This window comes from Calothrix sp. NIES-2098 (assembly GCF_963875125.1).
GTDB lineage: Bacteria > Cyanobacteriota > Cyanobacteriia > Cyanobacteriales > Nostocaceae > Aulosira.
In genome coordinates, this window is record NZ_CAWNKJ010000001.1 from 5,661,284 (window position 1) to 5,677,740 (window position 16,457).

The window sequence follows — 16,457 nt, forward strand, 5'->3', positions numbered from 1 at the left end:
ATACCAGTAATTAAGGCTTGCCTAAAATGCTGGAAATGCTACAAATACTGAACTTTGAGTAAGGTAGTAAGGAATATACGTAAAATCACGCTGTTAGACTATCGCTCATCAATAGTCAAGCTACTAAATAACCAATTTTCAAGAAATAAATTATTCAAATAAAATAACTATAAAGATAAAGAGTATTTCCCAGCTTGAGGAGCCACTGAGTTGGAGTTAGTGTAGGGGTAGCGACGTAGCGGCGTCAGGATTCTGCTATAGCGGGACTCTCCTAGGAGAAACTACTAAAAGCGTTTCCTGGGATGTACTTCAAAAGAAAACCCGCAGTTAGCAAGTAGCGTCCAGATTTCCGTGAACTAGAGAAAATTTTTTTATCAATTTTCGAGAATTTTTTATTTGACCTTACCTCATAAAACTGATTTATTATTTATAGTTTATGAAGAAGCTAGCACACCGATTCAGCAATGAGGAAACTATACAACATTAAGCCAATATAGTGTAAAAGATGAAAGTTAAAATAGTGAAAAATGTTGCCGAAAATTATTCAGGCATTAGTAAAGTAACATGGAAACTTAATTGGCTTCCAAAGACAAGTGCGCTCATAGCTTAGGCATATTGGGTGTTCAACTAATTTATGAAAGTCTGAGTTACTCTAAATTTACCCAATAATTTATCCAGCCTTGTCCAAAAATATCCAACATGAGATTTAATTACACCATCTTTACACCCATAAAAGAAGCTGAAATAGGTTTTTTGAAGAAACTTTAAACCCCTGACAGCTTTAGCCAGCAGGGGTTTTGACTATAATGCCAGGAACCAGACTTGAACTGGTGACACGAGGATTTTCAGTCATTGCTAAATATCGTCCAAAAAGCTTGTGCAGTCTACATCCATTTCAAAAAGTAGTTCACAAGCACTAGCATTTATGCCAGTCTTTATGCCAGAATCACGTAGAAGTGATGGGCAAGGGTACTGGTATGAGACAAATTACTCCCCGCGACAACAACGGCTCAATAATCCTCCGATTCAGCTTTGAGGGTAAAAGATATGCTTTTAACCCAGTCCCAAACGGAAGTTACACCGATAAACTGTCACTTGCTAAAGCCGTAGAGATAGCTCAAAAAGTATATCAGGACTGCCTTACAGGACATTTTGACCCAACACTCACCAAGTACAAGCCACTGGCGCTGAAGGGTAGAACTGCTCAGGATGCCCTAGACGACATGGAGGAGGCAAAGCGGATAGTGGCTGAACGGGAAGCAGTTAATGCAGTAAATCTGCTGACGTTGTTTGAAGATTTCACAATCTTTAAGTCTAAGACACTGAAGTCCAATAGCTTGATTGACTATCGACTCATCAAAAACAAACTAAGTAAATGCCCTTACAAGCTGGCTAAGGAAGCAGTGGACATCGTTAACTGGTTGGTGAGTGACCACAAAGGAACATCTACCAGCAGTCTTGATAAACAATTGAAGCTGATTAAAGCCTGTTGCAATTGGGGTGTGGCGAACGGGAAGTTACAAAGCAATCCGTTTAATGGACTAGAGAGACTGATACCGAGAACCAAAAATTCCGGCAACAACGACGATATCAATCCATTTACTCGACAGGAACGGGATGCCATCATTGAGGCGTTCAAAAAACACGATTATTACAGCTATTACGCACCATTGATAGAATTCTTATTTCTCACTGGCTGTAGACCAGAGGAAGCATTGGCACTGCAATGGAAGCACATTAAGGGCGGGAAAATAACCTTTCAACAAAAACTCACTGCCAAGAGAGAAATTGAGCCAGGTACTAAAACACAAAAGAAACGTTCTATCACAATGAACGAACAAATAGAAAGTGTTTTGATGAGCATCAAAACAGAAAAAAGTTTGCCAGATGACCTGGTATTTCCTAGTAAAGAAGGTAAGCCGATGGACTGGCACAATTTTGCTAACAGGGGATGGAAGAAAATATTAGAATCATTAGACGATATTGAATATCGGAATCCTTACCAGATGAGGCATACAGCGATAACTTTGATGGTAAGAGCAGGTGTAGACAGCACCATGATAGCCAAGTGGGTAGGCAATTCTCCTAATATGATTGCTAAAAGATATTTGGGTGATGTGAGCGATATTGGTATACCCCTATCCTGAGTTTTATGTCATAAGTGAATGTCATTATTGATGTCATATCAAATGTCATTAAATATGACATATCGAGATGGCATTCTAGGAATAGGGGTATAGCATCTGTTATTTTTCGCCACGCTCCTTTTTTATCGATTCAACATACTGAGTAAGAGCGCGAGCCACTATGTAGCTGATGGTTCTGTCCTCTTCTGCTGCAAGTTTTGCAAGATAGTCTCTTACCTCAGATTCCACCGTGGCACTGACTTTCGGGTTGTTAGCCATCACTTTTTTGCTAGTGTTTACCATATCTATACTATTTCCTCGTTGACAGAACATATCGAGTGTAGCTACAGTATACGCTAGATACACCTGATACACCTGATATGGACACAACCAAAGAACTTGCCCTCAACGGCAATGGCTCTACCAGTGCAAAGCAAGAGAAAAAGCCTAGAGTCCGTAGACAATACGGTACTCTTCCCACTGCTAACGCTGGTTCACTACAAGACTTGGATATTCCCGCAAAGATAGACACTGCACCTACTTCCTTCGATTCACTGGATTTGTACGCGATGTTTTGCATTGCCAGTGATGGTAGTGGCGGTATTTACGTCAAAGTAGCCAGAAATAAATATGCTTCCCTTCACTCAGGGAAGAGCGATTTTGTAGCAGGCGGTCGTTGTTACAGGGTGGTTTTATGAATGCACTAATCCTTGAAGACTCAATGCTGACGGGTCAACACTTTTTGATAGAAACATTACCACCTGGTAGTAAGTTTCAAAGGGCATCAGAGTTCAGAAGACTCATCTATACCATTATCAGAGATGCCCATTCATCATTTCCAGAACACAAACATAACCCTGATGAATGGTCGGCAATGGCTGATAAATTGACTGACGAAAACTGGGAATATTTTTAACAAGTTAGTCGCTACCCTACCCTCATTTACACACAAGACACATCACAAAAGGACACAACCATGACACGTCAAGAAATTATTCAACAAGCGCTAGAAGCCAACAAACAACTTCAGGAACTCGTCCAATTGTCATTTGGCAACTGTGAAGCTAAAGGTGATGAACAACTTCAAGAAGACCTTAATGATTTTAACTGCTCTATCAACCTGTTCATCAAGGGAGTGAAATGGTTGGAAACGTTAGCAAGTGAAGGAAGAATATAACAAATGAACACTGAATACACCGACGATTACCTGATAGATGATAAACACGTAATCGTGGAAGAAACACAACCCAATGGTGACAAACATATCTATGAAGCACCAGTGGAACAATTAGCAGCATTCCTAACAGGTACAAGTCCTACAAACCCCAACCATTAATATGAACGGTTATTATCCTCCAGCAGAACATTACGGAAATTTAGCTTCTCTGCCTAATTCTGAGAAGGAAGCACATTTAAAAGTGAAATCTTACCAACTTTATGGACTAAGTGGACGACTTCATAAATTACTAAGCAATCAATCATCAAAGGGTAAAAGTGAACGGCAGGATGAAGCAAGAATTATCTCTACCCAGATTGATATTCTTACAAAAGAAATACTTTGCTTGCAAAACCAAAGATAGGATACCCTGCTGACGATAATGGCATCTGACAATGACATATTTAATGACATATTGAATGTCATCCAAAATGCCATTACTCGATGTCATTATCCAGCCAGGGGTATAACACTCAAAGTTATGACCCACCTACGTTTGAGTATTTCTGCTTGCTGCTGTCTCCTAGCAGCATATTTTTTGTTTTACAGCCTGCCACAAATCACTTTTGAACTATCAATAAATATCAAATATGAACCACGACAACAACGACCTTATTCACCTTGATATTCCAATGCAAAGAATGGAGCGTCATGCATGGGTATATCAACCATTTCCCAGTGCTGGACAGATGGCGCGTTTCACTGGCTGGATGTGTGGAAGATTAGCGTTTATGGCGGTAGACACATCCCTATCAATCATCAAATTTGCAGCCAAGGGTATCGTCTGGTTATGCGAAAAATTACAGCAAGGTGTAAAGCACTTTGAGCGTTTTTATGATGCTATGCCCTTAAATGGAATGCCCCTATCCGCTATCACGGTAGAGGCAACCAAGGAGAATAATTCAACAATTGACATGGTTAGGACTATTGATATTTTATCAGCGATAGCTGGCAAACACTGCTTAATTATTGGCGACACTGGCACAGGTAAAAGCACACTAGCTCAATGGCTAGCACAGCAGAACAATTCACAGGTGAAAGTCTATGACCCAGATGCATCACCCGATGAATGGACAGGCTTAAACGTGATAGGAAAAGGTGGTGATTTCGAGACTATTGCTAATTCAATGAATGAAGACCTATGGGAAATGCAAGAAAGAATAGTTTCACGTGCCAAGCATGGAGACAAAGCCAACCTAGGGAAGGATTTATGCATCATTGCTGAGGAATTCCCAATATTAAAAGATGAATGCTCTATTGCCCCCGAATGGTTAGGGAAGATAGCCAGAAGAGGACGTAAGCCAAAGATGTTCATTATTGCCCTATCCCAGAGCGATAGCGTTACAGCACTGGGGATAGAAGGTGATGGAGCGGTGAGAAGCAATTTCCGCTATATAAGGTTAGGTAAGTTCGCGGTACTTCATGCCAAGAAGCTGAAAGATGAGTCACTTGTGCAATGGCTACAGGCTGGTAAGTACCGTTGCATGGTGGATGATGAACCGTGCCAGCTACCAGACCTATCAGGGTACAAGGTGGTAACAGTGCCACAACCTTTTTTACCAGTTGAAAAAACTGAAACCACGCCACAGCAAGAAGTTCAGCCAATTTTACCAGTTTCAGACGGGCTGAAAAATGCCGTAAAAGCCTTGAAAGAGGCAGGCTACAGCGATAGCAAAATCATTAAGGATGTACTTGGTTATCGTGGCGCACAGTACAACGACGGAAAAGATTTACTAGCAAGGATATTGAGTATTAGTGAAAACTGAATATACCACCATCCCTTGACGGCTTGAGTTTTGTCACATAAACTCAATATATGCATTAGATAAGGATTCCAGAAAACACCGAGTCACAGCTTCTATTGCGATCGCAAAATTCCCAAGAGTAACAGTCATGCCGAGAAAACCGTATGAGCCAGGAAGCAGAAAAGGTATAGGTGGCAGACCTAAAAAGTACGGGGAAGATACCAAGCAGGTAAGAGTACCAGCCAGCATTGCCCCAAAGTTGGATGATTTGTATTTGTTCTTGGCTGAACTGGATGCTGAGATTCAGCAGTGGGAACAGGAAATCAATGAAAAGGACATAGCCAAAAATCCGCGCTATTCAAAGGCTAAGGTGCTTGCTGAGTCCATTAGAGAGAAGATTTCAGCACTGGGTATCGATATCAAGTCTATTGCTAATGACTAGTTCTAGTCACTCGTAAAGATAGACATAGTGACCACTCCCAGATACCCTAATAAAGCAATTTCCCTAGGAAGTGTTACCAGCACGACCTAGGGAAGGAAAATAAAATGACTTTATGCCTACTATTGTAAGCGTTAACATCGTCAATACACAATAGGGATGTTAACACTTCAATGATGTAGATGTCATCAAGGGGATGACCTTTCCCCCCTTCTGGCACACAGGCATAGATGTCATTCACCCACCAAACGAGAAAAGGTGAACATGGCATACATTACAGACTTGCTTGGACGGATAAAGGGTTATAGCGCTGATGTAGAAGCATTAGCAGCACTACGAGATATTTCAGCTAAGTGGATAGAAGAGAACTGTTTATGCGCTAACCGAGACTTAGAAGGTAAGCCAGGAACAGGATGGATAATAGGGAAGAATTCGCAATCTCAGCAATTTAAACGAGATGAACCAAGGAAGGATAACAAGGGTAAAGACATCAAGTATGAATCGCCTAAAGGTGAAACACCAGACTTGTTTATCCCATCAGTACCACATGGAGAGTTTAACCCATACACAACTTTCCCTAATTGCCGCATCATCACCGAGGGGCATTTTAAGGCTATCAAAGCAGCAAGTGTTGGATTACCAGTTGTATCAGTAGCTGGCGTATGGAATGGGCGAACAAAAGTGAAGTCTCGCGATGAGGAAACCAAGGTACTCATTCCACTTCTTCAGCATCTAATAAGCATGGGTATCAAGCGTTTCATTATTGCTTTTGATGCTGATTGTGCTGATAATCCCAACGTTCACAAGGCATCTATAGAGTTAGCGAAACTCATTATTGACGCTGGCGCTGAGTGCCTAATAGCCACAGGACAATGGCAAGTATCAGAAGGTAAGGGGATGGACGATTTTATTAGCAAGAATGGCGTTGATGAGATGAGGGCAAGGTTAGAAAGAGCGCTCACTCTTGATGAGTACATTGAACGGTTTGATGTCAAAGCATCCAACAGCAAGCGCAATGACAAACTAGAGCCTGGAGAAGTGGCTGATGCGCTGTCTGGACAAATGAAAGATTGCCTTGCGTATGATTACAGTGTTGGCTCATGGCTCATATACGAAAAAGAATTGCCTGGTGCATGGAGTCAAGCTAATGATGATGAGGCTGATGCACTTATATATGACAAGGTGAAGGACACTTATCAGCAGAAAAGCAGCGCATCATTTATCAAGGAAGTGCGTAACACTTTACGCTTATGTCTCAGATGGCAAGGTAACGCAACATGGGATGATGGCATACCCTTTAGTAATGGTGTTCTCACTTCCAATAACGAATTTATTAACCATTCCCCCAATAATCGCTTTACATGGTCATTGCCCAGAAAATATGAGCCTGGCGCGACTGACTGGTCACTCATCCAAGACACTTTTGATTTTTGGGTAGATGGCAATAAGGGTGATATCGAGATACTCAATTGTTTTGCTGCCGCTGTACTCAAGGGGATGTACACCCTACAAAAATGCTTATTCTTAATAGGGGAACCTGGCACTGGCAAGGGCACTTATGCGGCATTACTTCAAGAGTTGGTAGGCAGGAGAAATTGCCACAACAGTACACTGCCAGCATTCTGTGAGAACAACTTTGAACCTAGCAATGCCAAAGGTAAGCGTCTTTTGATGTTTGACGATGCTGACAAGTACAATGGCAGGCTACAGAATTTTCTCTCTGCCACTGGAGAGGGTGCATTGAGATATGAACGCAAGGGCAAGGATGCTAGAGATTTTATCTTTGAAGGTTTGGTAGCAGCAACAATGAATATCCTTGCTTTCACTGGCGACAATCTAAAAAGCGTCTTACGTCGAGCTATTCTTGTCTACTTCAATAAGCAACTACCTGCTGAACAAAGAGATAGCAGGTTAAGAGCTAAACTTTCTGCCCAATTACCAGCATGGACTAACTACCTGTTGACCATCCCAGAGGAAACCATAGAGCGAGTTTTGAAGCACAAAGGGCAAACATCACTACTCCGCGACTGGGAAGCCCATATAAGCGAAGAAAGCGTGGCTGACTTCATAAATGAACATCTGGTACAGTCAAGCCTGTCCTACGTCCAAATAGGGGCTAACGCAAGGGAATTAGAAAAAGGGGAGGATATCTTTTTTGGAACCCACACTCTATATGGCAGATATGGGGCATTTTGCGAACAGACCCATAGACAACCTAAGTCACATAAAGCTTTTTCCAAAAAACTGGAAGAACATCTCACATTCTTAGGTTGGGGAGTGCGAAAGGGTAGAAACACCAAAGGACAAAATTGTCTATGGGGCATCAGACTGAGAGCAAGTGAAGATGCTGCTCTTAAGCCCAGTGAGTTGATGTCTGAAGCATTATACATGGGGACTGAAGCATCACTGAAGCATTCCCGAAGCATGGAATCCTTGCTGCACAAGGAAACTGAAGCATCTGAAGCATTTTTAGCACATCCAATTGATATAGAAATAAAAACAGGTTGTCTGTTAGAACAAAAAAATATTTTCCCTACGTGCGTAACTACTGAAAATGCTTCAGACCCTTCAGAATCCATACAGGGCAATGGTTCTATCCTTCAGACAATGCTTCAGTCATGCTTCAGTGAAGGTTCAGATGCTTCAGAACAAACTGAGCCAGAGAGATGGTATCCGCAAGTTGGCGACAAAGTAGAGTTTATCCTTCCTACTACATGGTGTACGGTTGGGCACATCGACGTAATCGCTGAAGTAGATAACAGAGGTAACTTGTGGTTTAACGCGCCAAAGACCATTGCAAAGCATGATACTGGCAGGCGGAATGCTGCTACTGACTTACACGTGAAACCTGTTGCTGGAGACTTTCGTTCATAAAGATAAGCGCCACTTATAGGGGAACACTATATTTACCAGTTCCCCTGATGGATGCCCTCAGAACAGGTTATAAACAAAAACATTGTTCTAGTATCTAAGATATCAGAATAACTTATCTATCTGTTCCATTGCCCCACAAGTGCCTGTGCTGTCCATCAAACCATCTGACATAAACTGGCATAAGGTTTTCGCGGGTCATGCGCTATCGCAAAGCTGATGTGAGGATATTCACACCCGAACGGATGACGTAGAACACCCCTAAAATAGTCACTGGCACAAGGGTTTTCCTTATGCCAGTTTTATGCCAGTTATGCCTTATGCCAGAAAGGATATTTGGCTGTAATGTATGCCAGGAACCAGACTTGAACTGGTGACACGAGGATTTTCAGTCCTCTGCTCTACCGACTGAGCTATCCCGGCTGGGCTTTTTTCTGCCACGATTAATTAATGTAGCAAACATAGAATGATTGTGCAAGTATTGTGAGCAAAAATTTTTTAGGCTACTTTCATCGTCAACTTGATCCAGAGGAATACAGCCACGAACACCAGAAACTGAACTAGAACAATACTAGGCCCAGAGGCTAAGTTAAAAATACCCGAAACTATCATGCCTACAAGACTGGTAATAGAACCAATCGTTACTGAAAATACTAAGAAACGGGTAAAATGGTGACTCATTAATTTGGCAGTAGAAGCAGGAATCACTAAAAAAGCGTTGACTAGCAAAACGCCGACAGCCTTAATGGCTACAGCCACAGCTAATGAAAGCAAGATTACAAAACCATAACGATACAACTGAACTGGAATACCTTGTACCTGGGCTACATCTGCGTTCAAAGTCAACAAAATTTGCTGTCTTAGGGTTGAGAGTAAGAATATACTGCTACTTACTAAGACAAGCAGTGTCAATATTAAATCTGTGGCATCAATAGCGAGAATATCCCCAAACAGCACTCCCATCAAGTTGCCGCGATAGCCTTTGATTAGGCTTGTGAGAATAACACCGATCGCCAAGGCTCCGGAAAGAACTATACTGAGTACGCTATCGCTTGCTAAATCGGTTTTGTCGATCAAGTAGAGAACAATCACACCAAAAACTAGGGTAAATGGCAGTAACATCCACGTAGGATTTAATTGTAGTAAGACACCTAGCGCTACACCTACTAATGCTGCATGACCGACAGCATGGCTAAAAAAAGATAACTGGCGTAAAGTGACAAAACTGCCTAACAAACCGCCAAGTATTCCCATTAAAACAGCACCCGCGATCGCACGCTGCATAAATGGGAATTGTAATAAACTCACCAAATCTTGCGTATTGGCGATCGCGAGCCAAGTTATCTGGCAATCAGTGAATAAATTCATTTGTAAGCTTTTTAACTTATTAGCTTTTTATTTATCACAGATTACTCGGTAATTTTTTTCATTAATCACAAATGACGACTCATGCTAGTTAGATTTCATTGCAACGGCCTACTTCTTTAGTGATGATGCTGGTAACGACTAAAGCCAGGGCCGTAGGTTGCTAAGAGGTTTTTGGGTGAAAGGGCAATTTCTGGTTTACCAGTGCAAACAACTGTTTGGTTGAGACAAAGAACGCGATCGCAATGGTGGTTAACCATATCAATATCATGGGAAACTTGTAATATTGTCCAACCTTCCTCACGCTTTAGCTCGTTGAGCAAGAGATAAAAATCTGCTGCACCTTGTACATCTACTCCGGCAAATGCTTCATCTAGTACTAAAAGTTTTCGGGGTGTGACTAAACAGTAAGCCAATAATACCCGTTTGAGCTGACCGCCGCTGAGAGTCCCAATAGCTTGATGTCGCAAATGGTAAGCATCAGTTCGCTTTAAAGCTTGCACCACTGCTACTGATTTTTCCCGATCTTGTTTCCACCACCTTTTCCATAATGAACTTTTAGGCTGATTTTCTCTGGGAATCCTAGCCCATCCTAATCCTACCAACTCACTAACCGAAATTGGAAAGCTGCGGTCAAAGATAAAATTTTGTGGCATATAGCCCAATAAATGGCGTAGATGCCCTAAATTTTGCATTGGGCGACCAAATATTTCAATCTTGCCTGCATTATGCGGAATTAATTCTAAAATTGCTTTTACTAATGTACTTTTACCTGCACCATTAGGCCCTACGATAGCTGTATCTGTCCCAGGTAATAATTCAAAAGAAACATCTCGCACTGCTAGGTAACTGCCTTGATATACAGTTAATCCCTCTACTTTTAAAATAGGTGATGCTATTTCTTGCTTGTCATTTATCATGAGTAAATAAAAGTGGTAAATGCTTAATAATTACGAATAAAAAGTGCTCTATTTCTTCTATCACTAGATTGACTTACTTACAAGCTGCTTCCAGAGTCTGCAAATTAGCTTTCATTGCCTTGAAATAATACTGAGGATCTGGATCGCCATTTTCTAAGGAATCTAGTGTTTGCAAATTCAACTTTAAGTCTTGGGAGAGATTTTTTAGTAATTTATTGTCTGTTCCTGGTTCGCTCAATAAGGCTTTAACCTGATATTTCTTGACGGCATTAGTTACATTTTGTATGTCTGCTGGAGAGAGTTGATCTTCAGGAATTTCTACTACTGCAACTTGCTTGAGGTTATAACGTTGAGCTAAATATGGATAAGCATCATGAAAAGTGACAAAGGTGCAGTTAGGATTTTTCTGCAAAGTCTGCTGAAATTGCCTATTTAAGGTATCTAATTCTTGAATATAAGCTGCTGCATTAGACACATAGGTAGCTTGATTTTGAGGATCGGCTGCAATTAACCCATCGCGAATATTTGTTACCTGTTGTTTTGCTAAAACAGGATCTAGCCAAATGTGGGGATTACCCTCAGTATGTTCGTGTTCGTGGTCGTGGTCTTTTTCATTTTTAGCAGTGTTGACAATGGGTGAAATTGCACCAATTGATTTTATACCTTTACTGCTGTCGATTTCAGTTAATTTGGGATTTTGGGCATTTTTGACAGTTTCTTCCAGAAATTTCTCCAGCCCCAAACCGTTTTTGACTAATACATTAGCAGTAGCGATCGCTCTCACATTTTCGGGTTTGGCTTGATACTCATGTACTTCCGTACCTGGCGGCACTAAAATTTCTACCTCTGCTGCATCTCCAGCTACTGCTTTAGTAAACCAATATATCGGTAAAAATGTCGTTACTATTTTGGTTTTTTTCGCAGATGGTAAATCTTGGGAAGCTGCTTTCCGATCTGTTAACGATTGGTTGCAACTAGCTATTGATAATATCGACAGCACAATTAGAGGCAGAATACCACTTCTTGTTCTGCCTTTTTTAGGTTCTATATGAGTGCGAACCACAGTTTTTCCCCTCCGAAAACTAGCTGGCGCTGTCTTCGTTAAAATGCCTATTGACAATGAGATTGATTCTAAATCTCATATTATAATAATTCTCATTCTCATGCAATCGGGGTGTAAGCCATCACATCCAAAATTTTGGTTATTTGATTGATGATAGTTTCCTGACTGAAAGTTTTAAAAAAATTCTCAGCTTCCTGATATTATATTGAGAATAGTTTTTAATAAGCTTGAATTCAAAGCATGGTAGTGTAGCCATTTACTATCAATAGGTGTGAGGGAAACATGCGGAAAGTATGGAAGTCTCTGCTGGCTAGTTCAGCAGTTGGCGGTGCAATGCTATTTTTGAGTGCAGCAGCAGTGGCGGGTGAAATTAGCGAGCCGCTTGTTGCAGCTGATGTAGAACAAGAGACTGAGAATTTCCTGCAACAACAGTCAATGTCTCAAGTTACCTCAGTATCTCAACTATCAGATGTGCAGCCTACAGATTGGGCCTTTCAGGCATTGCAATCTTTAGTAGAACGTTACGGTTGTATAGCAGGTTATCCCAATGGTACATTCCGGGGTAATCGCGCAATGACAAGATATGAATTTGCTGCTGGTTTAAATGCTTGTCTCAATCGTGTCAACGAACTTATCGCCACAGGTACAGCCGATTTAGTGACAAAAGAAGACTTAGCTAAACTGCAAACACTACAAGAGAACTTTGCCGCAGAATTGGCAACACTAAGGGGTCGGGTGGATGCATTGGAAGCCAAGACTGCGGAGTTAGAAGCAAATCAATTTTCTATCACTACCAAACTGCAAGGAGAAGTAGTGACCGTAGTCAGCGATGTTTTATCAGGTAATCAAGTCAATGGTGAAGAAATTATAGACAAGAATACAACTCTTGGGGCACGGGCAAGAGTTGAATTGGCCACTAGCTTCACGGGTAAAGATACGCTGTTTACCAGAATTCAAACCAATAATATTCTCAGCCCCAACATTGGGACACCAGAGGGTAACTTGTTCTTTGCTGGGGAAGATGGTACAAATGACGCTTTTATCGATGCACTATATTACCAATTTCCGATTGGTGAAAAACTGCAAGTAATTGCTCTTGCCAATGCTGGTGCAGCAGATGACATTACGGATACCATAAATCTCTTTGATGGAGATGGTAGCTTTGGGGCCTTGTCTACCTTTGGGACACGCAACCCGATTTATTATCAGATGAATGGTGCTGGGTTAGGAGTAAATTATGATTTTAGCAACCAATTAGCACTGAGTTTGGGGTATTTGGCGAGTTCAGCTAACAATCCTACTCCCGGAAATGGTTTATTTAATGGTGGATACGGTGCTTTAGCACAGCTAATCTTTAAACCAAGCGATCGCCTGAAAGTTGCCTTCACCTACATTAATGCCTACAATCAGGAATTGGCGACTGGTAGCAATCGGGCAAACGTCGGCTCGTTTCTTGGTGGAGTAGTTCAAAATTTAACCGGAAGTGAAGAAGCTGTTCCCGTACCTACTTCTAGTAATTCCTATGGTATAGAAGCATCTTTCGCCCTGAGTAAAAAATTTGTGTTGGGAGGCTGGGTAGGATATACCAATACTCGCAACCTATCCACAGCCGGAGATACAATTAACCGAGGCAGTGTTGATGTCTGGAACTGGGCTGTGACTTTAGGACTACCCGATCTTGGTAAGGAAGGGAACTTAGCTGGTTTTATCTTCGGTATGGAACCAAAAGTTACAAGTTCCAACATTACTGGACTAGACAGAGACCCAGATACTTCTTATCACATTGAAGCTTTCTACCAATACAAGGTGAGCGACAATATCAGTATTACTCCAGGAGTGATTTGGCTGACAGCACCAGATCACAATGAGCAAAATGACGATGTTGTGATTGGTGCTTTAAGAACTACATTTAGTTTCTAACGTTACTTGTAGTTTAAAAGTCGCCTAAAAAAGATTCGGATCTTTTTTGCAGAAATTGAAGTAAAAACCCAGCATTTCTGCTGGGTTTTATCTTTTACACCAAATAACCGTTGTTTCTCTTTGGATCTCAGGCAATTATCTTACCTAATGCTTCAACTTTGCTGCACTTAAAGAGTGTAGACTTAATTGGATTAATTTCGCATTTAGCATATCTATACCCTGGCATATAAAAGATATAACTGTGTAGAGCAAAGCAACATTTTTTACAAAAAAATCATTTTTCTCACCTCAGTCTAAAGATAGAAACAAGCACACATATATAAATAGGTATAAAACAATTTTTTGAGAATATTTTTCAGTATTTTTATGCAAAAAAAGGCACGTTATTGTATGAAAAACAAATTCCGATCGCAGGTATTTATGTAAAATCTCGTATTACTAGAATCTATGACAGAGTAAGGTATAAGAATATTAGTTGATTTAACGTAGATTCGCAATCAACCATGCGGAAATTACTTAAATTTTGGAATCAGATTAGTATTACTTAGTCAGAATTAATTTTAGTAATGCCTTGTGATGTAGTCGTTAGAGAACGAGTTTTCATAGAGACCGTAGGAACCATCAGGTTATTGGATGTTACTCAAGTTGTGTTCGATCGCATCGATAAAATTGCAATTATCGAGTTAGTTGGGATAACCCAAAAAAAATGACCAGCCTCCCACAGCTGGTCTCAAAAATATTTTTCCGCGTTGTCTTCTCAATAGAGTTAAAACCTAGTTGCGCGTTCCCAAAATGCAACAGGCAACTTTTCTTAACAATATTGTAGCAGTCAACACAGTTTTTTAGTAAAAATTTACCAAAAAAAGATAGCTTAACAGGTTAATAACCTCTATCTTGGAGAATAATTCAACATCTTTCTCTGGCAATAACACGTCAATTGTCATTAGCCAATTGGCTTTGGACTGTTGATTGTGGTTTTCCCCAAAGGATACGCTCTTGCTTGTAAATAGCAATTCCTGGTTTGGCTCCCTTGGGTTTATAGACGTGTTTTGGCTGAGTATACACCACTGGTACTTGGTCACTTTGACGAGCGCGGCTGTAGTAAGAAGCCAAGTTAGCAGCAAATTGTAAATCTGTTTCTTCAGGGACAGCCCCTGGCTCTAAACGGAGTAATACATGACTACCAGGAATTTCTTGCGCGTGGAACCATAGGTCATAATCTCCAGCGACGCGAAAGGTTAATTGGTCGTTCTGGCGATTATTGCGCCCGATTAAGACTTCAAAACCGCTGGGTGTGCGGTAACGATGAAAGCTGCTAGTAGCTTCATTGTTACTGCGGTTGCGGTATTCTGGATCTTCTAGATAGCCTTGTCCAATTAGCTCATCGCGGATTTCTTCGAGAGCTTGTAAATCCTCAGATGTTTGGTATTTTTCTATTTGGGCGATCGCATCTTCTACTTGTTCTAAATATGCAATTTCCCCATTCACTTCTGCAAGTAGGGGTTCTACCGCCGCCCGCGCTCGTTTGAGCTTTTGGTGCTGTTTATAAAGGCTTTGGGCATTTTGTACGGCATTTTTATCTGGCTGAAGCGCGATCGCTACTGGTAAGCCAGTCTCAAAATCTGGGAGAGTAATCTCCTTCATTCCTGCTTCCCAGTTTTGCAGATGCGCCATCAACAAATCTGCTTTTTGACGATATTCATCAGCGCGATCTGATTGCTGCAAGCGTTCAGAAAAGGTGTTAGCTTTCAGCCGTAATTTTGCCAAAATGTTATTCAGTTTTTGACTTAGCTGATGGCGCAGCTGGGAAAATAATTGTTCGTTTAGGCGATCGGTGTAGTAGCGATTGAGTAACTGTTGGATATCTGTTGCTGGTGTCACCGCACCCCAACCCATTACCGTATAGCCTTCAGCAGTCCAAGCTGGGTGAAACTTTTCATCATTTAAAGCTTGTAACCATACTTGCCATTGCGCAAATAATTGTTGCCAATTTTCAGGAGTGAGACTATCGGTAGTTGTGTCTGGTGCGATGTTTGCCGATCGCACCATTGAATCTACCAGTGCCGCACTCAAGCCGCTATAACTTTTGAGTAACTGACGTTTAATGCCTCCCGGTACTAAACTAACTCTTTCTTGCCAACGTTGTTGAGATTCGCTCAAACTGGGAACTGGGCCTGTGAGTTTCGGTGGCGTTTCATAGAGTTGTCCGGTTTGGATAGGACGGACGCTGGATTGTTGCTGGCTAACTTGATGGGCAGCAGTGATAATTAAATTGCTGGCATCGGTGAGAATGACATTGCTGTATTTGCCCATGATTTCCACATAGATGTGGTAAAGCGGACTTTCCCCAGGACGACGAGCAAATTGTAAATCAACAACACGCTCCCAAGGAGCGATCGCCTCAATAGCTATCAGTGCCAAACCACCCAACTGATGTATAAGTTGTTGGCTAAAAGTAAAAGTATCTGGTGTGCGCGGTGGCGGCTCGCCAATACAAATGCGTGCAGCTTGGGGATGCCAGGAAATCTCTAGCCAACCCCGCTGTTTTAAGGTACGTAATGCTACAGAGATAGTATAGCGATCGCGCTGGAAAACCTGTTCTGTCCGAGATGGTAGCCAGTGAGCGCGTAGTTCGCTACAAGCAGCTGTAAGGGTGGTAAAGTCAACTGGTTGCACATCAATTAGCCATTGGCTTCAAACGTAGATGCTCAGTATAGTGCCAAAATGCATAGACAACTATTCTTATGCTCTGCGTTTGCCAAGGATGAAACATTAAAAGGAGAAGGTAAAAT

At 41.4% G+C, this 16,457-nt stretch carries 16 protein-coding genes and 1 tRNA gene; 11 read left to right on the plus strand and 6 right to left on the minus strand.

Annotated elements, in window-relative coordinates:
• Positions 1 to 977: 977 nt before the first annotated feature.
• On the plus strand, positions 978 to 2,147 hold the full coding sequence (locus tag AACU33_RS23775) for a tyrosine-type recombinase/integrase (RefSeq protein WP_339376251.1): 1,170 nt from the start codon (positions 978 to 980) through the stop codon (positions 2,145 to 2,147).
• Positions 2,148 to 2,246: 99 nt separating this feature from the next.
• Here AACU33_RS23775 and AACU33_RS23780 read toward each other — a convergent pair whose 3' ends face one another.
• Positions 2,247 to 2,429: a hypothetical protein gene (locus AACU33_RS23780; RefSeq protein WP_339376252.1), complete on the minus strand. Its 183-nt coding sequence runs from the start codon at positions 2,427 to 2,429 to the stop codon at positions 2,247 to 2,249.
• A 77-nt stretch (positions 2,430 to 2,506) separates the two neighbouring features.
• Between AACU33_RS23780 and AACU33_RS23785 the strand changes: the two genes are divergently transcribed.
• The 8 genes from AACU33_RS23785 to AACU33_RS23820 all read left to right on the plus strand — a co-directional run bounded on the left by AACU33_RS23785 (position 2,507) and on the right by AACU33_RS23820 (position 8,400).
• Positions 2,507 to 2,824, plus strand: coding sequence for a hypothetical protein (locus AACU33_RS23785; RefSeq protein WP_096591147.1), 318 nt, complete (start codon positions 2,507 to 2,509; stop codon positions 2,822 to 2,824).
• The gene (locus tag AACU33_RS23790) at positions 2,821 to 3,042 is read left to right on the plus strand and encodes a hypothetical protein (protein WP_096591149.1); all 222 of its coding nucleotides are present in this window, start codon (positions 2,821 to 2,823) and stop codon (positions 3,040 to 3,042) included. The genes AACU33_RS23785 and AACU33_RS23790 overlap by 4 nt, the downstream gene beginning before the upstream one ends.
• Before the next feature lie 60 nt (positions 3,043 to 3,102).
• Positions 3,103 to 3,303, plus strand: a complete 201-nt coding sequence (locus AACU33_RS23795; protein WP_096591151.1) for a hypothetical protein — start codon at positions 3,103 to 3,105, stop codon at positions 3,301 to 3,303.
• 3 nt (positions 3,304 to 3,306) lie between these two features.
• Positions 3,307 to 3,462 (plus strand): hypothetical protein, encoded by a 156-nt coding sequence (locus AACU33_RS23800; protein ID WP_339376253.1) that lies wholly within the window; start codon positions 3,307 to 3,309, stop codon positions 3,460 to 3,462.
• Between the two features lies 1 nt (position 3,463).
• The gene (locus AACU33_RS23805) at positions 3,464 to 3,706 is read left to right on the plus strand and encodes a hypothetical protein (protein WP_096591153.1); all 243 of its coding nucleotides are present in this window, start codon (positions 3,464 to 3,466) and stop codon (positions 3,704 to 3,706) included.
• Positions 3,707 to 3,974: 268 nt separating this feature from the next.
• Positions 3,975 to 5,108 carry a hypothetical protein gene (locus tag AACU33_RS23810; RefSeq protein WP_096595365.1) on the plus strand — a complete coding sequence of 378 codons (1,134 nt, stop codon included), beginning with the start codon at positions 3,975 to 3,977 and terminating at the stop codon, positions 5,106 to 5,108.
• A 127-nt stretch (positions 5,109 to 5,235) separates the two neighbouring features.
• On the plus strand, positions 5,236 to 5,529 hold the full coding sequence (locus tag AACU33_RS23815) for a hypothetical protein (RefSeq protein ID WP_096591155.1): 294 nt from the start codon (positions 5,236 to 5,238) through the stop codon (positions 5,527 to 5,529).
• 261 nt (positions 5,530 to 5,790) lie between these two features.
• The gene (locus tag AACU33_RS23820; protein ID WP_096591157.1) at positions 5,791 to 8,400 is read left to right on the plus strand and encodes a DUF3854 domain-containing protein; all 2,610 of its coding nucleotides are present in this window, start codon (positions 5,791 to 5,793) and stop codon (positions 8,398 to 8,400) included.
• Positions 8,401 to 8,747: 347 nt separating this feature from the next.
• Here the strand turns inward: AACU33_RS23820 and AACU33_RS23825 are convergent.
• The 4 genes from AACU33_RS23825 to AACU33_RS23840 form a co-directional block, all read right to left on the minus strand.
• Positions 8,748 to 8,820: transfer RNA gene (locus AACU33_RS23825), tRNA-Phe, on the minus strand.
• A gap of 75 nt (positions 8,821 to 8,895) precedes the next feature.
• The gene (locus AACU33_RS23830) at positions 8,896 to 9,765 is read right to left on the minus strand and encodes a metal ABC transporter permease (RefSeq protein ID WP_096591159.1); all 870 of its coding nucleotides are present in this window, start codon (positions 9,763 to 9,765) and stop codon (positions 8,896 to 8,898) included.
• Positions 9,766 to 9,881: 116 nt separating this feature from the next.
• The gene (locus AACU33_RS23835) at positions 9,882 to 10,661 is read right to left on the minus strand and encodes an ATP-binding cassette domain-containing protein (RefSeq protein WP_096595366.1); all 780 of its coding nucleotides are present in this window, start codon (positions 10,659 to 10,661) and stop codon (positions 9,882 to 9,884) included.
• A gap of 94 nt (positions 10,662 to 10,755) precedes the next feature.
• Complete coding sequence (locus AACU33_RS23840) at positions 10,756 to 11,745, minus strand: metal ABC transporter substrate-binding protein (protein ID WP_096591161.1); 990 nt, start codon at positions 11,743 to 11,745, stop codon at positions 10,756 to 10,758.
• Positions 11,746 to 12,027: 282 nt separating this feature from the next.
• Here AACU33_RS23840 and AACU33_RS23845 point away from each other — a divergent pair, with 282 nt between their 5' ends.
• Both AACU33_RS23845 and AACU33_RS23850 read left to right on the plus strand, forming a co-directional pair.
• The gene (locus AACU33_RS23845) at positions 12,028 to 13,665 is read left to right on the plus strand and encodes an iron uptake porin (protein ID WP_096591163.1); all 1,638 of its coding nucleotides are present in this window, start codon (positions 12,028 to 12,030) and stop codon (positions 13,663 to 13,665) included.
• Positions 13,666 to 14,231: 566 nt separating this feature from the next.
• Positions 14,232 to 14,375, plus strand: coding sequence for a hypothetical protein (locus tag AACU33_RS23850; RefSeq protein WP_339376254.1), 144 nt, complete (start codon positions 14,232 to 14,234; stop codon positions 14,373 to 14,375).
• 223 nt (positions 14,376 to 14,598) lie between these two features.
• Here AACU33_RS23850 and AACU33_RS23855 read toward each other — a convergent pair whose 3' ends face one another.
• Positions 14,599 to 16,341 carry an Rqc2 family fibronectin-binding protein gene (locus tag AACU33_RS23855; protein ID WP_096591165.1) on the minus strand — a complete coding sequence of 581 codons (1,743 nt, stop codon included), beginning with the start codon at positions 16,339 to 16,341 and terminating at the stop codon, positions 14,599 to 14,601.
• Positions 16,342 to 16,457: the final 116 nt, after the last annotated feature.

Bases quoted from the DNA above. Each gene is read 5' to 3' on its own strand.
- AACU33_RS23810 (WP_096595365.1), top strand. From the start codon at position 3,975: ATGCAAAGAATGGAGCGTCATGCATGGGTATATCAACCATTTCCCAGT.
- AACU33_RS23790 (WP_096591149.1), top strand. From the start codon at position 2,821: ATGAATGCACTAATCCTTGAAGACTCAATGCTGACGGGTCAACACTTT.
- AACU33_RS23780 (WP_339376252.1), bottom strand. From the start codon at position 2,429: ATGGTAAACACTAGCAAAAAAGTGATGGCTAACAACCCGAAAGTCAGT.
- AACU33_RS23820 (WP_096591157.1), top strand. From the start codon at position 5,791: ATGGCATACATTACAGACTTGCTTGGACGGATAAAGGGTTATAGCGCT.
- AACU33_RS23850 (WP_339376254.1), top strand. From the start codon at position 14,232: ATGCCTTGTGATGTAGTCGTTAGAGAACGAGTTTTCATAGAGACCGTA.
- AACU33_RS23845 (WP_096591163.1), top strand. From the start codon at position 12,028: ATGCGGAAAGTATGGAAGTCTCTGCTGGCTAGTTCAGCAGTTGGCGGT.
- AACU33_RS23815 (WP_096591155.1), top strand. From the start codon at position 5,236: ATGCCGAGAAAACCGTATGAGCCAGGAAGCAGAAAAGGTATAGGTGGC.
- AACU33_RS23775 (WP_339376251.1), top strand. From the start codon at position 978: ATGAGACAAATTACTCCCCGCGACAACAACGGCTCAATAATCCTCCGA.
- AACU33_RS23785 (WP_096591147.1), top strand. From the start codon at position 2,507: ATGGACACAACCAAAGAACTTGCCCTCAACGGCAATGGCTCTACCAGT.
- AACU33_RS23805 (WP_096591153.1), top strand. From the start codon at position 3,464: ATGAACGGTTATTATCCTCCAGCAGAACATTACGGAAATTTAGCTTCT.
- AACU33_RS23830 (WP_096591159.1), bottom strand. From the start codon at position 9,765: ATGAATTTATTCACTGATTGCCAGATAACTTGGCTCGCGATCGCCAAT.
- AACU33_RS23800 (WP_339376253.1), top strand. From the start codon at position 3,307: ATGAACACTGAATACACCGACGATTACCTGATAGATGATAAACACGTA.
- AACU33_RS23795 (WP_096591151.1), top strand. From the start codon at position 3,103: ATGACACGTCAAGAAATTATTCAACAAGCGCTAGAAGCCAACAAACAA.